Raw genomic sequence first — 25247 nt, forward strand, 5'->3', positions numbered from 1 at the left:
CACGTTACTTAACGTGAGGGCAAAGAACCGTCAGGCTGGCGTCTTGCGGAAATGCAGGATGCGCCCGATCAGGTTGAGCAGCACCTGTGCCGCCAGAATGGATGTGATGTTCGACGGATCATAATCGGGGGCGACTTCCACAAGGTCGATGCCCACGATACGCCCGCGCTGCGCCAGTCCCGCCAGAAATTCCAGCACTTCGTAATACAGGAACCCGCCATGGCTGGGCGTGCCCGTACCCGGCGCGATTGAGGGATCGAAACCGTCAATATCCAGCGACAGGTAATAGTTCGCCCCTGCCGGGATACGCTCCAGCAGGGCTTCCACCCCCATCTTGCGGACCTGCCGGACGCTGAGGATATCCGAACCGAAACGCCGCGCATCATCATATCCTTCCCGCGCGGTGGAGGAGACATTGCGGATGCCGATCTGCGTCATGCCGGTAACATAAGGCTGTTCCGCCGCCCGACGCATCGGGTTGCCATGACCGTGCCGCACGCCCTGACGTTCATCCACGAAATCCAGATGCGCATCGATCTGAATCAGATGGATCGGTTCCTGTTCACTGAAGGCGCGGATACAGGGGATATTGATCGAATGATCCCCGCCCAGCACGACCGGCAATGCGCCTGCGGCCAGTATGGCCCGCACGCCTGCTTCGATATTCGCGTGGCTGCGTTCGGTATTGGTATGGACGATATCGGCATCCCCGATATCAACAATGCGGCAGCCTTCACCATACAGGTAGGTGGCGTCATCTTCATGATCGTACGCACCCGCATGACCGAAGGCGAACAGGGTCGATGCCTCCCGGATGCCGCGCGGGCCGAAGCGGGTACCGGCACGCCACTGCGTACCCCCATCAAACGGCGCGCCCATAATGGCGACATCCGCATCGATCGCGGACCAGTCGGTCTGGATCGGGTATTTGCCAAAACTGCAGATACCGACAAAAGGAAGATCAAGGCGACCTGAATCGTAGGCGTTACTCATTTACTCGCCGTCCTGCCGTAATGGCGTAAGAAGTTCAAACATCATCAGTACGCCTGCCAGCAACGCGACACCTGTCCACGACCGGATTCCGTTCAGAACGGGACAGTGGACCCGGCATCTGACAGAGGATGCACGCCCCCGAAACCTGTCCACGACAACAGCCCGATATCCGTCAAACCGAACCAGAGAGGCACGGGACTGAAACCGTATCGGATGCCCGGACATGTGCAGCGCGCCTGCTGGCCTGCACTGTAGCGGTTACGCTATCAGCGGGTATTGTCTTTATCAAGTCGTAACAAAAACATACCCTGCCTGCCGAAGCACATAGATATGACAACGCGACATTTCATTAATATTATGAAACAGTTATATCCAGACTGCATGGTTTAACCATACAGTCCAATCTCCTGAAGCATCTGATAAATAAAAGTTCTGGTGAAGATTTTTCAAAAGTTCAGAAGATACGCCTTGTAAAAAAGACGACACTCAAAAACCGTCTTTTACCTACCCAATAGATGTCCTTCATGCCTCGCAAACATACACGGCCAGCCCGCTCAAACGCATTCACCGGGCAGACAGCCATGCGGGTTACATGAATATCACAGGCCCCTTAATTCCCCCCAATCTGTTTCGTAATCAAATCATTCATCCCGAACGGACGGATTCAGGAAAGTAGCTTCCCCCTCCTAACACCGTGTTGAAAAACGGTCCCATGGCGTAATGCGGGTTACGGGCAGATCAACGGGGCGGGCGAACACTTCGGCTGACAGGAAGGCCAGTTCCGCCGTCACGTCCCCTTCCGGCAGGGAAATGGACCATGCGCGCGGATTGCCGTCCGTGCCGTCATTCCAGCGATAACCACGCTGGCGCAGCACGTCCTTATATTCATAGGGCGCATTTTCAGCCCAGATCCGGCACCGCACCTGCCGCGCGTTTTCCAGCAGCACCGACAGTGCCGGACGACCGGATACCGGCAGTTCGCGGTCAAGAATGGCAATCCCGGCCTGACAGTCATCCGTCGCGCGATGTCCGTCAAACCAGAAACCTGCCTGCATCCCCAGATAGGACAGCTTGCGCCCCTCGTACCCTTCGGCAGCCCAGTCCACATCGCGCATGGAACAGGCCCAGGGCTTGGTTGTGAATACGGGACTGAAGCGCTCGGCGAACTTTCGGTCAAAATCTGCATTATGTGCGATAATAAGAGAAGCAGGCGCGACAAACCCGGCCACTTCTTCAGGCGTTACGGACTGCCCCGCCACCATTTCGGGCGTAATGCCGGTCAGGGCCGTGATCTGCGGCGGGATGGGGCATGATGGCTCCCGCAGGCGACTGAAGGGTTCCAGACAGCCCAGAATCCGTCCCTCCAGCGTGTAGACGAAAGGAACGATCCCGAATTCGATGATCTCGTCCTTCGTCGCACTCAGCCCCGTGGTTTCAAGGTCCAGAAACATGCCAAGCCGCGTACCGGAAGACTGCGGATAGTCCGCCAGCATGCGGGGCGCGAGCGGGCGGAGAATGCGGTACTGTCCGCTCCCCTCCAGCGTGGTTGCCATATGTTCCATCTGTTCGGGGGTCAGTTCCGTCATGTGCCGCCTCCTGCGCCGTGCCAGTCATGGATATGCGAACAGCGCAGGGCCCTGTCTACCCGGCACCCGTTGCTGCACCACAATGCTTGACATATTATGAAATAAATCAGGTCAGCCGGTCCTGACACAACACGGCACATACAGACTGGATACGCCATGGCACAGAACGCCGGGCCACCGTACACACCGCCCCTGCATGCTTCCACCACCGGGGGCACGCGGCACCATAGATTCATGCACCACCGACTGGAAGACCGTGGGCATGATACGGTCGTGCGGGTGGGGCATGTGGACCGCATCTGGTCTGACTTCTACCATCATGCCCTGACCGCGCCGTGGAGCCGCTTCTTTTATGGCTCGCTACTACTTTATGTGGGCGTCAATATTGTATTCGCCCTGCTTTACATGCTGGACGGCGCGGGCGTAAGCGGCGCGCATGCAGGCAGCTTTGCCGATTACTTCTTCTTCAGTGTCCAGACCCTGTCCACCGTCGGCTATGGCGCCATGACACCGGTCAGCCGCACGGCAAACCTGATCGCAACGGTGGAAGTGCTGGGCGGCATGATGATCAACGCGCTGGCGACGGGACTGGTCTTCGCCCGTTTTTCGCGCCCGCGCGCACGGATCATGTTCAGCCAGCAGGCGCTTATCCTGACAGAAGACAACCAGCTTCATCTTGATATCCGCATTGCGAACTGCAGGCGCAGCCCGATCCTGTCGGTAGATGTCGAATTCGCCCTCGCCCGCCTGATCCGCACGCCAGCGGGACGCGTGGTGCGGCAGTTCGATCCCCTGCCCCTGCAGCAGTCCCATATCCCGGTGCTGCGTTTCGCGTGCACGCCCACCCATGTCATTACCGAACACAGCCCGCTTTATGGCCTGACGGAACACGACCTGTCAGCGCAGGAAGCCGAAATCATCATAAGCCTGACGGGAACGGACGAAGCATCGGGACAGACCGTTTTCGCACGATCCGCTTACGGATTTGACCGGATGCTGTATAATCATCGTTTCGTCGATATTATAAATGCCGGGCCGGATGGACGGATCACCGTTGACTATACCCGCTTTGACCATACCGAAGCCCCGCAGGCCGAACATACCGCGACGCCGGGAGATATGGCGGACCAGCCAGAAGGGCGGTAAAGCCATCCGTCTGTGCCGGGCAATCATGCTGGCAGGCATGTCCGTAGCCTGCGCCGTGCCCGCCCGTGCAACGCCCCATCATCCCCCCGCCGCCGCGCAGGCGGCACCGCAACCCCGGCCCGATTACGACGGCCTGCCGGATGCCTGCCTGACCCATGTCATTACGGTGCCCCTGCTGACCAATAGCGGCAGCCCGATCATTCCCGCCACGTTCAACGGCGTGAACGGTCTGGCCTATATCAGCATCACGCAGGGCCGGGTCGGGGTCTATGCCCGCACGCCCACCGATTTTCCCGTTCAGGCCCCGGTCGATATCCAGACCATCGCCGGGTCCGGCACGACATACACGACCGTCCTGCATGACCTGCGCATAAGCAACGGCGCGGCACAGGACGTGCCCGCGCTGCTGGAGGGCATGCGCATCCCCCAGATCGGCAATCAGGACGTACTGGGCGTGATCGGATACGACATCCTTAGCAACTACAATGTCCTGCTGGATTTTCCGGCCCGGCGCATGATCCTGTTCCTGACTGCCGATACCCCGGACTGCGCACCCGGACTGGACTGGCTGGGGGCAGGTAGCACCAGCGTCATCATGCTGCCCGACGCCACGGGGCGGCTGACCGGCCTCCTGATGCAGGTGGGCGACCGTCCCGTACGCATGGAAATCGAACCGGGGGCGGATTTTTCATCCCTTTCACGCAGGACCGCGCGCGAGATCGGGCTGACCAAAACGATACTTCATGACGACATGAACGTACGCACCAATGCCGGAAAAATCCTGAACGGGCACAGGCATCATTTCGATAACATCACCATCGGGTCATGGCATGACCTGCCACTGGATGCGAATATCGAGAAAACCAGCTACAACGTGCTTGGCATGAACTTCCTGCGGCGCAGGCGCATCCTCATCTCCTTTCCGCAGGGCATGCTGTTCATGACCCCGCAGCAGAACGTGCCCGACGACCGGGGACAGGCAACGCATGGCCTGCTCAGCACCCGCACCGCCGTCGCCCGCATGGTCGATACGCCGCCCCCTGCCCCCGACAGCACGCCCGCTGCAGGCGCCGCACCCGCATCACCGGCCAGCCCAACGCAATAAAAGCAGCCTTTCAGGGCAGCATGTCGCCCCCATGGGCCAGCAGGCGATCACGATAGGGGCCAGGCACGCGCTCCAGTTCCGCCATACTGCCCTGCTGGGCAATCCTGCCGCGTTCCATCACCACAATCCGGTCAAACCCGCGCAGGGTGGACAGGCGGTGGGCCACCGCAATTACGGTGCGCCCCACCATCAGCCGCTCAAGCGCCGCGTGGACATGGCGTTCGCTTTCGCCGTCCAGCGCACTGGTGGCCTCATCCAGAATCAGGATCGGCGCATTACGCAGGAAGGCCCGCGCAATCGCTATGCGCTGGCGCTGGCCGCCTGACAGCATCACACCGCGTTCTCCCACCACCGTATCGAAACCATGCGGCATGGCGGCGATGAAATCGGTGCAGCCTGCGGCTTCCGCCGCGGCGCGGACCTCGCCTTCGGTCGCGTCGGGGCGGCCATAACGGATGTTTTCTCCCACCGTGCGGCGCAGCAGGTACACATCCTGTGGTACGACCGCCATCGCGGCCCGCAGGCTGGCTTCATCCAGTTGCAGGATGTTGATGCCATCCATCTCCACGGCACCATCCTGCACGAAACGCTGTCGTTGCAGCAGGGCCAGCACGGTACTCTTGCCCGACCCCGAAACCCCCACCAGCCCGACGCGGGTGCCCGCGGGAATATCAAGGCTGAAATGCGACAGGACGGGCGCCCCACCGGGATAGGCAAAGGTCACATCGTGCAGCCTGACATGCCCCCGGCACGCGGCGGAAGGCAGGATGGCCGTCTCGGGCACGCCGCTTTGTTCATGCGGGGCAAGCAGATGCTCCAGCGTTTCGGACAGGCGGGTGACATGTTTCATCGCCTCCACCATCGAAAAGGCGAAATCGCGCGTGCAGTTCAGGATCAGGAAACCCAGCGTCGTCACCATCACCACATCACCCGTGGTGGCCCTGTGCATCCGCCACAGCAGCACGGCCCATATCAGCAGGCCCGTGGTCATGACCGCCGTGACAAGCGAATGGATCATGCGCAGCTTTTCCATATAGCGCAGCGAACGGCAGTGCAGCCCGGTCTCGCCGCGTATGCGCCGGCGCATGCGGGCATGTTCCGAATCGATCATGCCATAGGCGCGCACAAGCGGCAGGTTCTGCATGACATCAAGCATTTCGCCATCCACCTCCGCCGCTTCGGCGGCATAGGACAGATGCAGGTCCTGCCCCCGCCCCGCCAGCCGGTATATGACCAGTCCCACCAGCATGGTCATGGCCACCAGCACCAGCGCCATCCACGGACTGACGGTGCCAAGGGTGGCGATGGCCAGAAGAAGGTTCAGCATGGAAGGCAGCAGGTTCCACGCCCCCATGTTCTCCAGCGCCACGACCGCGCTGGCGGCCGCCGAAACCCGCGCGGCAAGGGAGCCGGACAGCCTGTCGGCAAAATAGGTGGCGGCATGACCGGTCAGGTAGCGAAACAGGTCCTGCCGCACATCGCCGCCCACGCGCACGAATTCACCCGACGCCAGCCACCCTGCGACACGCCATGCCGCATTGTCACATATGATCGTGACACAGAACAGGATGATGGAAACCCATACGGCCACCGTTCCCTGCCCGCCTTCCGTCATGCCGTTGACCAGATGGCGGATGATGGCCGACATCCCCACATTGCACGCGACCGCCACCACAATGGCGGTAATGATGACCGCATGCCCGCGTGCATGCAGCCGCACGTAATGAAGGATGAAGCGCAGAGGCCGGTACCGGTAACGCCGCAGGGCTGTAATGCGTAGCGTATCGGACTGCGTGGCGGGAACGGATGATGAAGGCGGCGTATGATCTGGCACTGTCATGAATGATGCTGCCCCTGTGGCATGACGGATGGATTATCCGCACTTCCGCCGTATTTGGCCCCGTATCATGCCTGCATGACACACACACCCCTAGCCCGCGTGGCGGGACGCATCACGATCGGTTCCCTGCTGGTCCTGTGGCTGGTCCTCATGGCGCATGATCCTGTCCCCCTGCCCTTCTGAAACCCGCCGGGGCGGTGGTGGTTCATGCCCGAATACGGAGCGGCCGCCATATTCGTGCGAACGCCCGCGTTCTTCAGCCATGATGGCGGAAAAGGACGGGCCGTGCGCATCACGCTCCAGCCGCCGCGCCGCGCTGTCCAGACGGCGTATGGCGTCCAGCCGTTCTTCGCGCCCCAGTTTCGCTGCCGTCACCGCAGCCTTCATGACCGACAGGGTCCGGTCATAAACCGCGACCGGAACAGGATAGGGGTGGCGGTCCTTGCCACCATGGGCAAGGGAAAACCGCGCCGGATCTGAAAACCGGCACGGTGCGCCATGCACCACTTCCGCCACCAGCGCCAGTGCGCGCACCGTCCGCGCGCCAACGCCGGGAACACGCAGCAGTTCGGTGAAATCACGCGGCCCCGCTTCGGTCGCCGCAGCCAGCGCGCCGTGCAGACGGCGCATGTTCACGTCCTCCGGCCGGACATCGTGATGGGCGGGCAGACACATATACGGCAGTTCACCCTGCGCCGGGGCGGGTGGCGGGGCCAGCCCCTCGATCCGCATGAGCTCCCGCGTCAGCCGGTCCGGCCCCAGATCATGCAGCAGGTCCACCTGTCCCCGACGGGAGGCATCCGCCCGCCGGTCCGTCAGGTTCATGATCGTGTCACCCGTTGCCCGGCCATCTATGGCCGCATGCGGAGCTTCGACAAAATTGCCCAGACCCTCGGACAGCCAGTGATAGCGCCGCGCCATGCGCCGTCCGGTATGCATGCCCTGCTGCACGACGGTCCACTTCCCGTCCGCCGCAACTACGAAGCCATGCAGGTACAGATCAAAACCGTCCTGCACGGCGGCACTGTCAACCTTGGCCACCATGCGGCTGGTCGCCACAAGCGGCGTGGCATCCAGACCCGTTTCCTGACCCACCGCCAGCAGTTCATCGGGCGTGCGGCGCGAATGCCGCCCACGCCCGCCACACACATACAGCCCCAGTTCACCCGAAAGCGGCGCCAGCCCGCGCTTGAGCGCACCGATCACGCTGGTTGTCATGCCTGACGAATGCCAGTCCATACCCATGACCGCGCCAAAGGACTGGAACCAGAAGGGATGGGCAAGGCGGCGCAGGAATTCATCGCGCCCGTAATGATGGATGACCGCCTGCGTGATGACGGCCCCAAGGCGCGCCATGCGCTGTCCCAGCCATGCGGGCACCCGGCCCGTATGCAGCGGCAGGTCGGCCGCGCCCGCGCGTCTGGTCATGGCGTCCCCTCCCGCAACGGGTCAGCCGCTGCGCTTCTTCCTTGCCGCCACGAGAAAATCGGCCAGTCCCGCCTCAAGCGCCTGACTGAAGGCCGCCAGCGTTTCAGCCCCCACGTAATGCTCCATGCCCTCGGCATCAATACGGGCATTGGCGTCGCTGATCCCCAGCGCGCGCAGAAAGCGTTCGACCGTATGGTGGCGCTTGCGACTCTGGGCCGCCATGTCATGTCCGGCATCCGTCAGGAATATGCCCCGGTATGGACGGCGCGTGACCAGACCATCCGCTTCCAGCCGCACCAGCATCTTGGCCACCGTTGGCTGCGATACGCCCAGCCGCGCCGCGATATCGACCTGCCGCGCTTCCTGACCGTCATTCAGCAGATCATCGATCAGTTCCACATAATCCTCGATCAGCGCGGTCTTGCGCGCAAGGCGCGCCTGACGGAACCCGGCTGACTGCATATCGGGGTCGGGCATCGCCTGCACGCGCTGCGCTGCCACTTTCCGCGCGGGGCCCGCGCCATGGTTCCCATCAGGTGTCGGGGGTGGTGTCATGGGCTGAAAACGATTGTCTTGTGGCCGGTGGGGATAACCCGCCGTTCGGTAAAGTAGCGCACGGCGCGCGCCAGAACGCGGCGTTCGATGTCGCGGCCCTTGCGGATCAGGTCATCGGGACTGTCAGCGTGGGTGATCCGTTCGACATCCTGCTCAATGATCGGTCCTTCATCCAGATCGGGGGTTACGAAATGGGCGGTGGCACCAATCAGCTTCACCCCGCGCGCGAATGCCTGATGATAGGGCCGCGCGCCCTTGAAACCGGGCAGGAAGGAATGATGGATGTTGATGCACCGCCCCGCCAGCCATGCGCTCATCCGGTCTGACAGGATCTGCATGTAACGCGCCAGAACCACCAGTTCCGCCCCGGTATCGCACACGATCTGTTCGATACGGGCTTCCTGTTCGGGCCGGTTGGCGGATGAAACGGGCAGATAATGGAACGGCACGCCTTCCATATTGATATGGGCGTATGTCTCACGCGGGTGATTGGCGATGATGGCGACCGGTTCGATCGCCAGTTCACCTATGCGCCAGCGGTACAGAAGATCGACAAGACAGTGATCGAAACGCGAGACCATGATGACGGTACGGGTGGGCCGCGCGCTTTCCCGCAGCGACCACTTCATGTCCAGATCGGCGGCGATCCCGGCCAGCACGCCCTCAAGCGTGGCCAGTTCCGGCTCACTGGCGGGCAGGCTGAACACGATGCGCATGAAAAAAACATGGCTTTCCTGCTCGTCAAACTGCTGTGCGCCTGCAATGTCGGCACCCAGATCAAACAGGGCGCGACTGATACCTGCGACAATACCCGGCCGGTTCGGGCATGACAGTGTCAGGACATAGGAACGGCAGGATTCTGGCTTGTGCGCGGACATGTTTCCCCCTTGGCTGGCACGGCGCTAGCGTGCCGGCGGGCGGCCCGTATCGGGCATGACATCATAGAACCAGCGCGTGCCCGCGCTGCATACGCCGGACTGCGTGGTGGGGACAGGCCTGACCACGTCATCGCCGGGCTGCCAGCCTTCGGGTGTCATGACCGTATCGCCATCACTGCGGCGCAGGGCCTCGACCAGACGCAGCAGTTCTTCCACCGACCGGCCAACCGACATGGGATACCACACCAGGGCACGGATAACGCCAGCGGGGTCGATCACGTAGGTCGCGCGCACCGTCGCACTGTTCCTGGCCGTGCGGTCCAGCATGCCGTAGGCACGACCCACCGCCATGGACGGATCTTCCACCAGCGGGAAAGGAATCTCGATCCCCAGCCTGCTCTGGATCGCTTCCAGCCACGCCAGATGGGCATACAGGCTGTCCACCGACAGGCCCAGCAGCGCGCAGTCCAGTTTTGCAAAACGGTCCGCGGCCTGGGCCAGCGCAATGAATTCGCTGGTGCAGACGGGCGTGAAATCAGCCGGGTGAGAGAAAAACAGAAGCCACTGCCCGCGGAAATCCGACAGGCGGATGTCCCCTTTGGTTGTACGGGCCTGAAAATCAGGCGCCACGTCACCGATACGCAACGGGCGCATGTCCATCACATGGCCGGTTGCGGATATGCTGCCCTCGCTGCTCATGTCCTGCCCTTTTGCATCTGCCGCGCCTTGACGCAAGCCATCTTATAACATACATTTATTATGTAATTTAGAAATTATGGAAGGCGTTCCATGCCAGACCCTGTCATCACGGCAGCAGCCAGCCAGATCGCCACCTGTCGCGCGACGGGACAGGTTCCGGTCATCAGGACCTTTTTTGACATCCCGACCTTCACGGCCACGCATGTCGTCCATGACCCGGCCACGCGGACCGCCGCCATCGTGGACAGCGTGATGGATTACGACCCGGCATCGGGCCGGACCGATCCCGCCTTCGCGCAGGAAATCGTGGACTATGTGACCGCCGAAAAGCTGAAGGTGGAATGGATTCTGGAAACCCATGTCCATGCCGACCATCTATCCGCCGCCCCGTGGCTGCAGGAACGTGTGGGCGGCAAGCTGGGGATCGGAGATGCCATCATCCGCGTACAGGGCATTTTCGGGCGGCTGTTCAACGCGGGCACCCGCTTTGCCCGCGACGGGTCGCAGTTCGACCATCTGTTCCATGACGGGGCGCAGTTCAGGCTGGGCACGCTGCCGGTCACGGCCATGCATGTACCGGGCCACACCCCGGCTGACATGGCCTATGTGATCGGGGATGCCGCCTTTATCGGTGATACGCTGTTCATGCCCGATTACGGTACCGCACGCGCCGATTTCCCCGGTGGGGATGCCCGCATGCTGTACCATTCCATCCGGCGGCTGCTCTCGCTGCCAGACGAAACGCGCGTGTTCCTGTGCCACGACTACAAGGCGCCGGGACGCGACGACTACGTATGGGAAACCACCATCGGGGCGGAACGTCGCCATAACGTCCACGTTCATGAAGGGGTGGACGAAGAAACGTTCGTGAACATGCGCACCGCGCGGGACGCCACGCTGTCGCTGCCGAACCTGATCATGCCGTCCGTGCAGGTCAACATGCGCGGCGGCAACCTGCCTGAACCCGAAGACAATGGTGTAAGTTACATAAAAATACCGGTCAATCAGGCCTGACAGCGCCGCGCTCCGCCATTTCCGGTTTTTTCATTACTGAGTACGGAGACCATTCATGACAGATACCGCCGCATCCGCCCCCAGCCTGTCCAGTTCCGCACGGGGCCTGACCTATGATGTCGTCGTGGTGGGCGGCGGGGCCGCCGGGCTTTCCACCGCGTCCAGCATCCTCAAGCGCCGGGGCGGCATCACGGTCGCGATCATCGAACCCTCGGGTTCGCATTTCTACCAGCCGGGCTGGACGCTGGTGGGTGGCGGCGTATTCAAGCAGTCCCAGACCCGCCGGTCGGAAAAGAAGCTGATCCCCGCCGGAGCGGACTGGGTGCAGGCGGCGGCGACCGGTTTTGAACCCGACGCCAATCTTGTCCACCTGTCGAACGGATCGTCCATCCGCTACAACGTGCTGGTGGTTGCGACCGGCCTTACGCTGGACTGGGACGCGATACCCGGCCTGACCGAAACGCTGGGCCGCAACGGCGTGACCTCCAACTACCGCTATGACCTTGCCCCCTATACGTGGCAGCTCGTGCAGACGCTGGGCCGTGGCAACGCCGTGTTCACCCAGCCGCCCATGCCGATCAAATGCGCGGGCGCGCCGCAGAAGGCGATGTATCTGGCATGCGATGCGTGGCGTCGCCGTGGCCTTGCGGACAACATCCACGTCTCTTTCCACACCGCAACACCGGGGCTGTTCGGGGTGAAGGAGTTCGTTCCCGCCCTGATGGAATACATCAAGCGCTACAACATCGATCTGGAACTGAAATCCCGCCTGACGAAGGTGGACGGGGCCAGCCGTATCGCAACATTCGAGAATGTGGGCGAGGACGGCGCCAAGGCCACGGTCGAGACGGAATTCGACATGCTGCATGTCGTCCCGCCCCAGCGCGCGCCGGAAGTCATCAGCAGCAGCCCGCTTGCGGGCGATGGTGGCTGGGTGGCGGTCGATCCCGCAACGCTGCGCCATATGAAATATGAAAATGTCTTCGCGCTGGGTGATGTTGCAGACACGTCCAACGCCAAGACAGCCGCCGCCGTGCGCGTGCAGGCCCCGGTGGTCGCGGTCAACGTGCTGGCCACGCTGGATCACCGCCCGATGGTTGCCGATTACGATGGTTATGGCGCATGCCCGCTGACGGTCGAACGCGGCAAGATCGTGCTGGCCGAGTTCGGCTATGGCGGCAAGCTGGAGCCGACCCTGCCGACATGGCTGCTTGATGGCCGCAAGCCGACCCAACTGGCATGGTTCCTCAAGGAATGGGTGATGCCGGTGCTGTACTGGGATGGCATGCTCAAGGGCCGTGAACTCATGGTCGCACCGCACAAGATCGGCACGCCGCGCTGAACCTGCGGAACTACTGTCTTACCATACCATGGCCGCGCGGGGGTGGACCTCCGCGCGGCCATGCGTATGAATACCGCCCATGAATACCCAGCAACCGCCCCGCCACCATGTGGGCCATTCCCGCCCGCTGCGCCTTTCCGCCGATGTGGTCAGCCATGCCATTTATGGCGGACCGGACAAATGCTATCGCTACACCCTGACCCGTACATGGGACCCGGCGCTGCCGGCGGTGATGTGGCTTATGATGAATCCCTCCGTCGCGACAGAGGATGGCGATGACCGCACCGTAGCCAAATGCCAGCGCTACGCCCGCGCATGGGGATATGGCACGCTGCTGGTGGGCAATACATTCGCCTATCGCTGCACCGACCAGAAACGCCTGACGGAAGTGCCCGATCCGGTCGGCCCGGATAATGACCGCCATCTGCTGGAGATGGCGCGCAAGGCCGATCTGGTCATCGCGGCCTATGGCTCGCCCCTGCTCAAGGGGCTGCTGGCACGCGGGCCGGAGGTGGTGCGCATGCTCCAGCAGCACGGGATTACGGTCAGCGCCATGCGCCTGAGCCGTCGCTCCGGTCGGCCGGAACATCCGCTGTACCTGCCCGCCGACCTGCGCCCCGAACCCCTGCCGCCGGTCCCCGCTGCCTGATTTTTACAACAGGCGGCAAGACATGGAGGCCATATTCCGCGTCTCTCCCTGACCAGATCACCGAATCCGGCCTGCCTTCTACAGGTGCAGGCTCCTGGGAAAGACGACGGACAGCCTGCTTTCCTGTCGCTGCCATCCGTCGTCCAGGATGTTACCCGAACAGGGCAAGCTGACGGGGGGCAGGTTCCTCCCCGGCTTCGCGCAGCCCGGATACGGTGACCCCCAGCAGCCTTATGCCGCGCCGGGGCGGAAAGCAGGGAGCCAGCAGATCCATGGCGCGCTGTCCCAGATCGGGCGCATCGCGCACGGGTTCGGCTTCCGTACGCCCGCGCACGATCTGCCTGAAATCGTTATATTTGACTTTCACGGTCACGGTAATGCCGGTCAGGCCGCGCGTCAGGCATCGGCCCCAGACCCGTTCCGACAGATCGGCAATCGCGGCCTGCGCGCCGACCCATTCATGGATATCGGCGTCAAATGTGCGCTCCGCGCCCACTGAACGGCGGGGCCGATTGACCTCTACGGGACGTTCATCAATGCCACGGGCGATGCCGTAATAGAAATCCGCCGCCTTGCCAAAATGCCGCAACAGTCGTGACAGGGGCTGCGTGCGCAGGTCAAGGCCGGTGCGGATACCCAGCGCGTGCATGCGCGCCGCCGTGGCCGGGCCAATACCGTGGAAATCCTCCACCGGCAGGTTCGCTACAAAATCGGGGCCCATGCGGGGCGTAATCACGAACTGACCGTTGGGCTTGCGATAATCCGACGCCAGTTTGGCCAGGAATTTATTGTAAGATACGCCTGCTGATGCCGTCAGGCCCGTCTCATCATGGATCTGCGCGCGGATTGCCGTGGCAATGGCCGTAGCGGATGGATAAGCCTGCAGGGGATCGGTTACATCCAGATAGGCTTCATCCAGCGAAAGCGGCTGGATGACCGGCGTAAACCGGGCAAAGATTGCATGGATCTGGGCTGATACCGCGCGGTACACATCAAAACGCGGCCGGACAAATACAAGATCTGGACATTTGCGCTGGGCGGTGACGGACGGCATGGCCGACCGGACCCCGAAACGCCGGGCTTCATAACTGGCCGCGGCAACAACACCACGACGCCCCGCGCCCCCTACGGCAAGCGGCCTGCCACGCAGGTCCGGATTGTCACGCTGTTCGACCGAGGCATAGAAAGCATCCATATCGACATGGATGATACGGCGCGTCACTTCCTGCCGGTCCATCACGGCGCACCGCGACCGGAACAGGGCAACATGCCTATGGGCCGTATGGCCACACCCCGCCGGGGCATGGCCGATACGGCATTACGGCAGATCAGCCGTTGCACTTCTTCTTCTTAAGGAAAAACACGATCAGGCCGGCGATCGCGCCGAAAACCAGAACGCCCTTCAGGCAGGGGGACTTGGTGGGGCATTTGGTAGCACATTCAGACATGGTTCATTCCTTGGTCGATACATCCGTTCCGAACGGGAACGGCATATCTTCATACTACCGCATGGCGGAAACATGACCATACCGCATTTCACATTCCATGCGCCCATTCCCGTCCGGCATGCGATGACAGGGCAGCCGCATTGCATCGCTATGGCTTCTGTTCGCACAGGGGGCACGCAATGATACCACGATAAAGACCGGAGTATGAACCATGAAGAAATTCGCCTTCCTGCCTGCATCCCTGCTCATGCTCGGTACGGTGATTGGCGCCGCCCATGCGACCCCGTCCGCCGGGCGTGCGGTCAACCGCGACTTCGCCAAGCTGTCGATCGATGGCAGCCGCGCCTTTGACGATATCGCCATGGCCCGCAGCGCGCTGGCCAATAATGACATTGCGGGCGCCCAGAAGCTGCTGGTTGACGCCAACAACGCCCTGACCCGCGCCAAGAGCGACAACCGGGTGTTCATGAAGGCCGAAGCCCAGCTGGTTCCGGCGAAAAAAGCCCCCAAGGGTGCGCCCGCCCCGTCGGCTGCGCCGGGAACCCAGCCCGTGGCATGGCTGCCGGTTGATGGCGAATACATCGTGACCGAGGATCTGGAGCCCACCTCCCCCAAGGGAGCCGCAGTGACTTCCGCCAATACCAGCCTGAACAAGGGCAAGCCCGGCCAGGCGGCGCAGACCCTGCAGGTCGCGGGCGTGGATGTTGATTTCGTGCTGGCCATCGCCCCGCTGGATGCCAGTGCGAGCGATGTCTATCGCGCAACCAACCTGCTGACGGGCAAAGACGTCAAGAATGCCGATAACGCATTGCAGGACGCACAGAACAGCATCCGCTTTGTATCCGAAGACATGGTCGGCACCCCGGCAGGTCAGGGCGCTGGTAAAAAAGCCGCCCACTAAGACCCGGCCCGACGCCCAGGTCCGTATATTCTCCGTGTATGCCATGATCCTGCCCCACCCGGTTTCCACCACAGGCAAGCCGGGTGGTCGTGAGGGTCAGATGGAACGGGGCAGGCTGTTCCCCATGCGACTCGTCATTATTCTGGGTGTGGCCTGCGCGGCGATGACCGGCCTGTTTCATCCCGCATGGGCGGACGGTCGCATCCAGATCTGTCTGGAACAGCATACGCTGGATAACAGCTTCATACAGGATACCCCGGCCCGCGGGCCAGTACTGGTGCCGGCAGGGACTGCCCTGAACTATGCGGGCCATGCCTTCGGCCCCGCATCCGATCCGCTGGACCGTGCACACGCCCCGCCGGATGGGGATGGCTGGCGGGGCATTTCTGCTGCGGAAGAAACGCGCAGGCGACAGCTACAGATGGAAGATATCGGCGGCGACACCAGCTATCATCGTCCGCAGGCGGCGCTCATGACCACGCATGCCGTGACACTGTCACATGCGCATCCGTGCGCCATGGTTGGTGCGACAGCCCTGCTGTCAGATGACTGGACATGGACAATGGATACCATTCCGGCACGGCCCGACATGTATTTTCAGGCTTACGGCACGGTTCATGACGATCAGCTTGACCCGACATTCAATAACGATGCCGATCCCTTCCAGTGGACGGCAGCGCATGGCGCACTGAACGCCATCGTAACGCAGACCATCGACCAGTCGCTGACGCTGCGCTCCCCCGATTAAGGGCGGAATCGCTCTGGCGGTTATACTTCTGTTATACTTTTGCTGAACGGGCCTGTTTCGACTCCGTCATCAACATCGTGACGGCAGAGTGGCCTGTAATAATGGCAATATCCGTATTCTACATCTATGCAGCGTGTGGTGCTGCATCATAACATGGGGGATAGCGTTATCACCCTGTATACGACAGCCTTACAACCGCTACCGGCAATGATGGAGAACGGGATGGCCCTTTACCAGTCCGCGCAATTTGTTGATACGTGGACCGATCCTGAATTCGACAAGATCCATCCCCCGCGCTCGGTGGCACCCCATTCGGGTATTTACCGCTGTGTCGGCTGCGGGGTGGAAATAGCGGCGACCGAGGGACAGCTTCTGCCCCCCATCCATGCCCATCCGCACCGCCCCGATACACGCGAAGCATGGCAGATGATCGTCTATGCCGACCATCGGCCCAAACCCACCGAAGTTCCGCCCGTCAGATAAGGCGGGTGCGGACCCGCCTGCGTATTACCACCAGCCGCCGCCCCACGGGCCGCCCCAGCCGCCGCCACCCCAGCCCCACATGCCCCAGTTCCACGAAGCATCCTGGTATGTATCGGCGGTCATCTGCTGCTGGTCCGCCAGATTCTGCGCCTGCACGTAGGACATGTAACGTCCGTAAGCCGCCTGATTACCTACATAAAGACAGTTGCACACCTTGGGATCGGAATAGATGTAGAGCATGTGATCCCCGAACGATTTCTGCAGAAACCGGTTGGGGGGCAGCTTCTGCAACATCGTCTGCCGTTCGGCATTATCAGCGGGGCGCGCCACGAAACCCGCTGCCGCAAGGCTGTTTTCCTTATCCACGATCCGGTCATGCGCGCTTTCGCATGCACTCAGGCCCGTAGCCGCGGCAAGCAGCAGCGCACTGCTGGTGAATAGATGTCTCAATGCCTTTTTGTTACCCATCGCCTGCTGCCCGTTTCTATCCTGTTAATTCCCGCATCCTGTCCCATCACGGGAATGGAATAAAGATGCCACAGAAAAAGCATATGCATTATTCTGCCCAACTTTGATTTATCTCATGTCTGGGCAAGGAATACCAATGCGATAACAATAGGGCGATGGGGGCATCGCACATCGAATCATCACTTTAGACTTGGCAGGTTTCCCAGATGATGGGGAACCTGCCTTTTTTTGTTTTACTGGACAGTATAGCAGCCCATTGCGTTTTTTTCAGGGCAGATAGGGCCCTGATCATCCCGGCAATTCCCCTAAAATCGGGATAGCTTCTGGATAATCAGGGAATTTCAAGCAACTGCATCTTAATCACGGACAGGTCGGTCCGGCCTAGATTCAGCTCGCCTGCACCGGCGTACCGGACGGGGTCGCAGGCACGGTAAAGGGCGCCCCATCATCCCGCAGGACATAGCCCTGCCCCCATACGGTGGAGATCAGTTGCCCGCCACCGGCGGCCTGCAGTTTCTTGCGCAGCTTGCAGATGAAAACATCGATGATTTTCATTTCCGGCTCATCCATGCCGCCATACAGATGGTTCAGGAACGCATCTTTCGTCAGCACCATCCCCTTCCGCAGCAGGAGCAGCTCAAGGATGACATATTCCTTGCCGGTCAGATGCACCAGCCGCCCCTGCACCCGCACTTCACGACTGTCGAGACACAGTTCCAGTTGTCCCGCGCGCAGGGTGGGCTCGCTGTACCCCTTCGAACGGCGAATTACGGCCTGCATCCGGGCCGTCAGTTCCATGGATTCGTAAGGGCGCGTCACATAATCATCGGCCCCGGTTGAAAAGGCCTTCACCTTGGCGGTAGCGGCTTTCTCATCAGACAGGATGAGCACCGGCGTCGGCACCCGCGCCACCCGGCTGACACGGATCACCTCGTACCCATCCACATCGGGCAGGCAAATATCCATAACGGCCAAATCATAGTTATAGGATTTTAACATTCCCAGCGCATCATGCCCCGTGTCGACATGATCTACTGTGAACCCCGCTCTTTCCATGTGCCGGCAGGTCTCTTCGGCTTTCAGGGCATTCGGTTCAACAAGCAAAATCCGCATATCGACCATCCAGTAGATATTTACACTTCATCTACCTATAGGTGCATCGGTATTAATGAACAACCTAAAGTTGACTATATATTACCGCTTTCTCATGAATTTTATGTATATCAGAAGCGGCTTCTAATTAATTAATAATTAATGTTCTGATGCCCGATACCAACAGCATGGTTAAGGGGCCCCGCACCCGCCCCATAACCTGGCGCTGCAAGAATCGCCTCGCGCACATAAGCGCGCGCGCGCATGACAGCATCACGTAATGTCATGCCCTGACCCAGCCCGGTGGCAATGGCGCTGGCAAGCGTGCAGCCCGTACCATGCGTATGGCGGGTGTGAATCCGATGCGAGACGAATTCCTCAACCTCTCCTCCCGGTCCCACCAGCACATCCACCAGTTCGTCGCCCGACATATGCCCACCCTTGAGCAGCACGGCCTTTGGTCCAAGCGCCAGCAGATCACCGGCGGCGGCCAGCATATCCCCACGATGCGCGATGGAGCGGCCCAGCAGGGTCTCGGCTTCCGGGATGTTGGGGGTCAGGATGGATGCAAGCGGCAGCAGGCGCGCGCGCAGGGTCGCAAGCGCACTGTCATGCAGCAGCGCCGCCCCACCCTTGGCGACCATGACCGGGTCCAGCACGTAAGGAACATCGGGGCCTGTCACCAGCACGTCCGCTATGGCCTCGATCACCTCGGCCCGGTCCAGCATGCCACTCTTGAAGGCGTCCACACCCAGATCATCCATGACGCACCGCATCTGGGCTACGATGAAGGACGGCGGCACCGGCATGACATCATGCACGCCCTGCGTATCCTGCGCGGTCAGGGCCGTTATGGCCGTCATGGCGAAACCACCCAGCGCCGTCACCGTCTTGATATCCGCCTGGATGCCAGCGCCACCCCCGCTGTCACTGCCCGCCATGATGAGAATGCGTCCGCGCATGGTTCAGTCCGCCATCTGGATCGCGGTAATGGCCTCGCACATATCCTCGACCACGGCTTTTACCAGCGCTTCATCCTCGGCTTCCGCCATGACGCGGACCAGCGGCTCGGTTCCGCTCTCACGCAACAGCAGCCGCCCACGATCCCCCAGCCGCTTTTCCGCCGCCGCACGGGCTTCCTGCACCTTCGGGTCATGCAACGGGCTTTTCCCGGCGAAACGGACATTGCGCAGCAACTGCGGGTAAGGCTGGAACAGGGTGCAGACCTCGCTGGCGGGGCGACCGGTCTCCACGACTTCGGCCAGAACCTGAAGGGCCGCGACCAGTCCGTCGCCCGTTGTGGCAAAATCGGACAGGACCATATGCCCGGACTGTTCGCCGCCAATATTGGCCGACAGTTCGCGCATCTTTTCCACAACGTAGCGGTCGCCCACCGCTGTGCGCACCAGTTCCAGCCCCTGCGTTTCCAGATACCGCTCCAGCCCCATATTGGACATGACGGTCGCCACGATATGGCGGCCAGCCAGCCGCCCCTGCCGCGCCCATGACTTGGAAATGAGGGCAAGGATCTGATCCCCGTCCACCAGACGTCCCTTTTCATCCGAAATCAGGACACGATCGGCATCGCCATCAAGGGCAATGCCAATATCAGCCCGATGACGCAGCACTGCCGCACACAGGGCTTCGGGCCGCGTGGAACCACAGCCTTCATTGATGTTGATGCCATTGGGATCGCAGCCGATACGCACGACCTCGGCCCCCAGTTCCCACAACGCCGTCGGGGCCACGCGGTAGGCCGCGCCATTGGCGCAGTCGATCACGATACGCAGGCCATCAAGCCGCAGCCCACGCGGAAAGGACGATTTGGCACTTTCCACATACCGCCCCGCCGCATCGTTCAGCCGTGAAGCGCGACCGATCTGGTCGGGTGCGGCCAGCCTGTCGGTCAGATCGGAATTCATGGCCGCCTCGATCCGGGCTTCCATCTCGTCGGACAGCTTGAACCCATCGGGACCGAACAGCTTGATGCCATTATCGCCATACGGGTTATGCGATGCGGAAATCATCACCCCCAGATCCGCCCGAAGCGAACGGGTAAGCATGGCGATGGCCGGTGTCGGCATTGGCCCCACAAGGGTCACATCCATGCCGGCGGACAGAAAACCCGATACCAGCGCGCATTCGATCATGTAGCCCGACAGACGCGTATCCTTGCCCAGCAGAACGCGGTGGCGGTGCGTGCCATGGATGAAATGCAGTCCTGCGGCCTGCCCCAGCTTCTGCGCCACTTCGACCGTCATGGGAAAGCGGTTGGCCGTCCCGCGAATGCCATCTGTGCCGAACAGCTTTCTTGTTTTTACCATGACGGGGGATCTCCGGATACGTTCTGGTCGTACACGACCTACCTTACCTGTTATGACCGATCCAGCCCCTGCCTTACGCGCATGGCCTGCATCATGGCTGGAACATTGTGAACCCGCATGACGATACCGGGAAAAACCATTCCCGGCAGCGTGGCCGCCACCGTTCCGGGATCGCGGCGGGACGCATCGGGTTCATGGCAGATTTCCCCAATCATGCGCTTGCGCGAAACACCAAGCAGAACGCGACAGCCCAGATTAGAAAGAATGGGCAGACGTGCCAGCAGTTCCAGATTGCCAGCACCCGTCTTGGCAAAGCCGATGCCCGGGTCCACCACCATGCGCGTACGTTCTATGCCTGCGGCCACGGCTTCATCCACGCGGCGGGACAGTTCACGCGTCACATCTGCGGCGACATCATCATAAACCGCGTGCTGCCGCATGGTCTGGGGCGTGCCGCGCATGTGCATGAGGGTAACCGCACACTCATGTCGCGCGACAACCGCACGGGCCAGCGGGTCATGCGTCAGGGCCGAGACATCGTTGACCATGCTGGCACCGGCCAGCAGGGCCTGATCCATGACCATGGCCTGACGGGTATCCACGGAAATATGCAGTCCATCCAGCGCGGAACATGCCCGCACCGCGCGGATGACCGGGCCGATGCGCCGCCATTCCTCCTCCGCCGCGACGGGTGGAGCGCCGGGACGGGTGCTTTCCCCACCAATATCCACGATCCGGCAGCCCTGCGCATACATGGCCTTTATGGCGTCGAACGCGGCCTGCGTCGTGTAATGCTGGCCACCGTCACTGAAGCTGTCGGGTGTTACGTTGATGATCCCCATGACCTGCGGCCCCGTGGGCAGGCCCGCATCGGATACAGGGGCCGTGATCCGGGCCACGACATCCGCCCATTGCGACGGGATGGCGGATACCGGCACGATCCGGCCCGCTTCCCCGCCCCCGATCAGGCGGGCGAGGGCGAAAGCGTGCGTTCCCTGTCCCAGCCACAGCGCAATGCCTGCCTCAACCGCCTGCCGGGCGGCAGTACCGTGCAGCAGGCCAAGGGGTTCGATCAGCCGGTCGTCCATTGTTCCTCTTCTATCCAGTTTTTCTATCACCAGATACAAAAATGGCGGGGCAGCCCAAGGCTACCCCGCCATATATTCAACATCTGTAAGACAGTTCTAGCTCGCCGGGGCTGCGCCAACCCCACCATTGCCTTCCGGCGAAGGCAGCGGTTCGACCGGCGCTGACGGTGCAGAAGGCGGCACTGACGGACGGCGGTTTTCCGGCATCGGGTCATCGACCACCACACGCTCGATCTTCTCGCCACGCAGCACCTGCCGGATTTCCTCACCCGTCAGGGTTTCATATTCCAGCAGGGCCTCACCCAGACGGTGCAACTGGTCGATATGATCCAGCAGCAGGGTGCGCGCGCGGTCATAGGCCGCATCAATCAGCTTGCGCACCTCGTTGTCGATTTCACGCGCGGTTTCCTCGGACACGTTCTTGTTCTGCGTCACACTGTGACCAAGGAACACTTCCTGCCCGTTGCCACCATAGGCCACCATGCCGAGCTTTTCGCTCATGCCCCATTCCGTAATCATACGGCGGGCCACGTCTGTCGCCATCTTGATGTCGCCCGATGCGCCGGTGGAGACATTATCGGGGCCAAAGATGATTTCCTCCGCCGCGCGGCCACCCATCGCCAGCGTCAGCTTGCCAATGCACCATGAACGGCTTTCGGAATAACGGTCCTTTTCCGGCAGGCTCATCACCATGCCCAGCGCACGACCACGCGGGATGATCGTCGCCTTGTGCACCGGATCGGAGCCGGGGGTCAGGATGCCAACCAGAGCATGGCCACCTTCATGATAGGCGGTCATCTTCTTTTCGTCCTCGGTCATGACGAGGGAGCGGCGCTCGGCCCCCATCATCACCTTGTCCTTGGCGTTCTCGAACTCCAGCATGGCGACCGTACGCTTGCCAAGGCGGGCGGCCATGAGCGCCGCTTCGTTGACAAGGTTGGCCAGATCGGCACCCGAAAAACCGGGCGTGCCACGGGCGATGACCTTGGGGTCCACATCGGATGCCAGCGGCACCTTGCGCATATGGACACGCAGGATCTTTTCACGGCCCGCCACATCGGGGTTGGGCACGACCACCTGACGGTCAAAACGGCCGGGACGCAGCAGGGCGGGGTCAAGCACGTCGGGGCGGTTGGTCGCGGCAATCAGGATCACGCCCTCATTGCTGTCAAACCCGTCCATTTCGACCAGCATCTGGTTCAGCGTCTGCTCACGTTCATCATTGCCACCGCCAAGGCCCGCGCCACGATGGCGGCCGACGGCATCAATTTCGTCAATGAAGATGATGCAGGGGGCAGCCTTCTTGCCCTGTTCGAACATGTCACGCACACGCGATGCGCCAACACCCACGAACATTTCAACGAAGTCGGAACCGGAAATGGTGAAGAACGGCACGTTCGCCTCACCCGCGATGGCGCGGGCCAGCAGGGTCTTACCCGTGCCGGGGGGGCCGACCAGCAGCACGCCCTTGGGGATCTTGCCGCCCAGACGGGTGAACTTCTGCGGATCGCGCAGGAAATCCACGATTTCCTGCAACTCACCCTTGGCTTCATCAATGCCCGCCACGTCATCAAAGGTAACGCGGCCCTGCTTTTCGGTCAGCATGCGCGCGCGCGACTTGCCAAAGCCCATGGCGCGACCGCCACCGGACTGCATCTGGCGCATGATGAAAATCCACGCACCGACCATCAGCAGCAATGGCGCGTAATTGATCAGGTAGCGCAGGATGGGATTGGTGTCGCTTTCGAGCGGCTTGGCCGCAACCTCCACCCCTTTTTCCGTCAGGCGCGGAATCAGGGTCGGGTCCTGCGGGGCATAGGTGTCGAACGAGGTGCCATCCGTCAGGGTGCCGGTAATATTATGTTCCTGCACCACAACAGACCGGACATGCCCGCTGTTCACGTCCCCGATGAAATCGGAATATGCCAGTTGCTGCGATGCGTGCTGCACGCTTCCGGGCTGGAAAACGTTAAACAGCAGCAGCAACAGGACGATGATGATAACCCACAGGGCCAGGTTCCGGCCAAAATTGTTCATCTTGCCTACTGTTCCATCCGCTGGCCCCTTCGCATTACCCGACAGAGGGCAGACGAACAGGCGCCACGTTCACTACGTTTATCATACATAGGACGATCAAGGGATATTCACACCCCCAATCCACCACCTTTTATTGCCCGGCCCCGACAGGCAGGGCGGTCGGGCAGCCAAACAGGGCACCCGAAAAGGCGGGATGGGGGGGCTGGTTTACAAAAAACGCATCTGCGATGCCGTCATGCATGCACAGTCCCATATGCGGCACAGCCATAACCCGCCCATCGTGCCACAGGGCCGGCAACGTACGCAACACGCAGGCCGGCCACCCGGAACGCCCCTGCCCCGCAGGCCACCAGCGCGCTACCGGCCCCGCTGCGCCGATATACATATCTTTCGGCACGTGTCGGGCCCGCAGCACGAAACGCCTGTCCCACACAGAGCCTGTCCCGGCGGAGACGCAGGGCGCCATCGCTGCTTCCTCACGCGCCAGCAGCCATTGCCCGTCCCGCCATGGCACGATCACGACACCCGCCAGCGTCGCCGCCCGTGGCGCATGGACCAGCCCCGCCACCGCGTCCCGCCTTGGCGGATAATCACGTCCCCCCACCACTCCGATCAGGGCGGAAAGAATGCGGGGCGGTGCCAGACCGGCCGGCAGCACGACCCATCCACCCGGATGGAACCGCGCATGCTGCGCCAGCCACAACGCATCATCGTGGTCCTGCGCCATGCGGGCCTGCCCCGCCTGCCGCGCCTGTGCAAACAGGCTGCCGCCCAGCACCGCGTCCTGACGCAGGGCCTGCCGGGCACGGGCGCGCTCGGTCCGCAGATCGGCATTAGATGGATCCTCCACCCATGTCACCCCCGCCGCGCGCACGGTGGCGTACAGCGCGGACTTGGTGAAAGCCAGAAGCGGGCGAACAAGCCTGACATCGGTAACGGGAAGGGCCAGCGCCATCCCGGCCAGACCGTCCTGACCGCTGGCGGCACGTCCGCGCATCATGACCGTTTCGGCCTGATCCCCGGCATGATGCGCCACCAGAAGATCCAGCGCCCCAAGATCGCGACAGGCGGCAAAAAGTGCCTGATAGCGCATGCGGCGTGCGCGTTCGGCCATGCGGGAGCCACGTTCCAGTCCCTCAAGGGTCAGCAGGCGGGCCTGTATACCCAGCATGGACAGGCGCGCGACCGTCTGTTCCGCTTCAGTCCGGGATTCCGCGCGCAGTCCATGGTCCACGACCAGCGCGATCACATCGCCCCGCCACCGCCGGGCAAGGATGGCCAGCGCCATACTGTCCGCCCCACCCGATACGGCCACTGCCACAGGTATCCCCTGACCCGGCCATGGGCCAAGTTCGGTCATGATGGCGTCAAAGCCCTGCTGGCCTACCGGTTCAGCCGCTTCCATTCTCTGGAACCGGATGGC

At 61.8% G+C, this 25247-nt stretch carries 23 protein-coding genes; 8 read left to right on the forward strand and 15 right to left on the reverse strand.

Annotation, left to right across the window (positions count from 1 at the left end; genetic code table 11):
- Positions 1-30 precede the first annotated feature (30 nt).
- The gene (speB, locus tag ACBR42_RS06190) at positions 31-993 is read right to left on the reverse strand and encodes an agmatinase (RefSeq protein ID WP_102325519.1); all 963 of its coding nucleotides are present in this window, start codon (positions 991-993) and stop codon (positions 31-33) included.
- A 686-nt stretch (positions 994-1679) separates the two neighbouring features.
- The gene (locus tag ACBR42_RS06195) at positions 1680-2579 is read right to left on the reverse strand and encodes a 3'-5' exonuclease (protein ID WP_282761299.1); all 900 of its coding nucleotides are present in this window, start codon (positions 2577-2579) and stop codon (positions 1680-1682) included.
- Between the two features lie 156 nt (positions 2580-2735).
- On the opposite strand from ACBR42_RS06195, the gene ACBR42_RS06200 reads away from it, so the two are divergent.
- Both ACBR42_RS06200 and ACBR42_RS06205 read left to right on the forward strand, forming a co-directional pair.
- The gene (locus tag ACBR42_RS06200) at positions 2736-3725 is read left to right on the forward strand and encodes an ion channel (protein WP_371207504.1); all 990 of its coding nucleotides are present in this window, start codon (positions 2736-2738) and stop codon (positions 3723-3725) included.
- Between the two features lie 25 nt (positions 3726-3750).
- Positions 3751-4830, forward strand: a complete 1080-nt coding sequence (locus ACBR42_RS06205; protein WP_371207505.1) for a retropepsin-like aspartic protease — start codon at positions 3751-3753, stop codon at positions 4828-4830.
- A gap of 10 nt (positions 4831-4840) precedes the next feature.
- Here the strand turns inward: ACBR42_RS06205 and ACBR42_RS06210 are convergent, their stop codons facing one another.
- The 5 genes from ACBR42_RS06210 to ACBR42_RS06230 all read right to left on the reverse strand — a co-directional run bounded on the left by ACBR42_RS06210 (position 4841) and on the right by ACBR42_RS06230 (position 10230).
- Positions 4841-6670 carry an ABC transporter ATP-binding protein gene (locus ACBR42_RS06210; RefSeq protein ID WP_371207506.1) on the reverse strand — a complete coding sequence of 610 codons (1830 nt, stop codon included), beginning with the start codon at positions 6668-6670 and terminating at the stop codon, positions 4841-4843.
- Positions 6671-6760: 90 nt separating this feature from the next.
- Positions 6761-8098, reverse strand: coding sequence for a DUF763 domain-containing protein (locus ACBR42_RS06215; RefSeq protein ID WP_371207507.1), 1338 nt, complete (start codon positions 8096-8098; stop codon positions 6761-6763).
- A gap of 21 nt (positions 8099-8119) precedes the next feature.
- Positions 8120-8653, reverse strand: coding sequence for a manganese-binding transcriptional regulator MntR (gene mntR / locus ACBR42_RS06220; RefSeq protein WP_118962782.1), 534 nt, complete (start codon positions 8651-8653; stop codon positions 8120-8122).
- Complete coding sequence (purU, locus tag ACBR42_RS06225) at positions 8650-9531, reverse strand: formyltetrahydrofolate deformylase (RefSeq protein ID WP_110547021.1); 882 nt, start codon at positions 9529-9531, stop codon at positions 8650-8652. The genes mntR and purU overlap by 4 nt, the downstream gene beginning before the upstream one ends.
- Before the next feature lie 24 nt (positions 9532-9555).
- Complete coding sequence (locus ACBR42_RS06230) at positions 9556-10230, reverse strand: peroxiredoxin (RefSeq protein ID WP_110547020.1); 675 nt, start codon at positions 10228-10230, stop codon at positions 9556-9558.
- A 90-nt stretch (positions 10231-10320) separates the two neighbouring features.
- On the opposite strand from ACBR42_RS06230, the gene ACBR42_RS06235 reads away from it, so the two are divergent.
- From ACBR42_RS06235 to ACBR42_RS06245, 3 genes are all read left to right on the forward strand, one after another.
- The gene (locus ACBR42_RS06235; protein WP_102325510.1) at positions 10321-11244 is read left to right on the forward strand and encodes an MBL fold metallo-hydrolase; all 924 of its coding nucleotides are present in this window, start codon (positions 10321-10323) and stop codon (positions 11242-11244) included.
- 55 nt (positions 11245-11299) lie between these two features.
- A complete protein-coding gene (locus ACBR42_RS06240; RefSeq protein WP_371207508.1) occupies positions 11300-12586 on the forward strand; it encodes an FAD/NAD(P)-binding oxidoreductase in 1287 nt (428 codons plus the stop codon).
- A 79-nt stretch (positions 12587-12665) separates the two neighbouring features.
- Positions 12666-13235, forward strand: a complete 570-nt coding sequence (locus ACBR42_RS06245; protein ID WP_102325508.1) for a DUF1643 domain-containing protein — start codon at positions 12666-12668, stop codon at positions 13233-13235.
- A 151-nt stretch (positions 13236-13386) separates the two neighbouring features.
- Here ACBR42_RS06245 and dinB read toward each other — a convergent pair whose 3' ends face one another.
- Complete coding sequence (gene dinB / locus ACBR42_RS06250) at positions 13387-14472, reverse strand: DNA polymerase IV (RefSeq protein ID WP_371207509.1); 1086 nt, start codon at positions 14470-14472, stop codon at positions 13387-13389.
- A 422-nt stretch (positions 14473-14894) separates the two neighbouring features.
- On the opposite strand from dinB, the gene ACBR42_RS06255 reads away from it, so the two are divergent.
- The 3 genes from ACBR42_RS06255 (at position 14895) to ACBR42_RS06265 (ending at position 16815) form a co-directional block, all read left to right on the forward strand.
- On the forward strand, positions 14895-15584 hold the full coding sequence (locus ACBR42_RS06255) for a YfdX family protein (RefSeq protein WP_102325506.1): 690 nt from the start codon (positions 14895-14897) through the stop codon (positions 15582-15584).
- 124 nt (positions 15585-15708) lie between these two features.
- Positions 15709-16332 (forward strand): hypothetical protein, encoded by a 624-nt coding sequence (locus ACBR42_RS06260; RefSeq protein WP_371207533.1) that lies wholly within the window; start codon positions 15709-15711, stop codon positions 16330-16332.
- A 222-nt stretch (positions 16333-16554) separates the two neighbouring features.
- Complete coding sequence (locus ACBR42_RS06265; protein ID WP_174234098.1) at positions 16555-16815, forward strand: hypothetical protein; 261 nt, start codon at positions 16555-16557, stop codon at positions 16813-16815.
- A gap of 24 nt (positions 16816-16839) precedes the next feature.
- On the opposite strand, the gene ACBR42_RS06270 is transcribed toward ACBR42_RS06265, so the two are convergent.
- The 7 genes from ACBR42_RS06270 to tilS all read right to left on the reverse strand — a co-directional run bounded on the left by ACBR42_RS06270 (position 16840) and on the right by tilS (position 25229).
- Positions 16840-17238 (reverse strand): hypothetical protein, encoded by a 399-nt coding sequence (locus ACBR42_RS06270; protein ID WP_102325676.1) that lies wholly within the window; start codon positions 17236-17238, stop codon positions 16840-16842.
- A gap of 432 nt (positions 17239-17670) precedes the next feature.
- Entirely contained in the window at positions 17671-18396 is a 726-nt protein-coding gene (locus ACBR42_RS06275) for a response regulator transcription factor (protein ID WP_102325505.1), read from the reverse strand.
- A 131-nt stretch (positions 18397-18527) separates the two neighbouring features.
- Positions 18528-19337: a bifunctional hydroxymethylpyrimidine kinase/phosphomethylpyrimidine kinase gene (gene thiD / locus ACBR42_RS06280; RefSeq protein WP_118962780.1), complete on the reverse strand. Its 810-nt coding sequence runs from the start codon at positions 19335-19337 to the stop codon at positions 18528-18530.
- A gap of 3 nt (positions 19338-19340) precedes the next feature.
- Positions 19341-20699: a phosphoglucosamine mutase gene (glmM, locus tag ACBR42_RS06285; protein ID WP_102325503.1), complete on the reverse strand. Its 1359-nt coding sequence runs from the start codon at positions 20697-20699 to the stop codon at positions 19341-19343.
- 50 nt (positions 20700-20749) lie between these two features.
- Complete coding sequence (gene folP / locus ACBR42_RS06290) at positions 20750-21787, reverse strand: dihydropteroate synthase (protein ID WP_371207510.1); 1038 nt, start codon at positions 21785-21787, stop codon at positions 20750-20752.
- Positions 21788-21883: 96 nt separating this feature from the next.
- A complete protein-coding gene (gene ftsH / locus ACBR42_RS06295) occupies positions 21884-23824 on the reverse strand; it encodes an ATP-dependent zinc metalloprotease FtsH (RefSeq protein ID WP_102325501.1) in 1941 nt (646 codons plus the stop codon).
- Positions 23825-23954: 130 nt separating this feature from the next.
- On the reverse strand, positions 23955-25229 hold the full coding sequence (gene tilS, locus ACBR42_RS06300) for a tRNA lysidine(34) synthetase TilS (RefSeq protein ID WP_371207511.1): 1275 nt from the start codon (positions 25227-25229) through the stop codon (positions 23955-23957).
- Between the last annotated feature and the right edge of the window lie 18 nt (positions 25230-25247).

This window comes from Komagataeibacter sp. SM21 (assembly GCF_041402665.1).
Classification (GTDB): domain Bacteria; phylum Pseudomonadota; class Alphaproteobacteria; order Acetobacterales; family Acetobacteraceae; genus Komagataeibacter; species Komagataeibacter saccharivorans.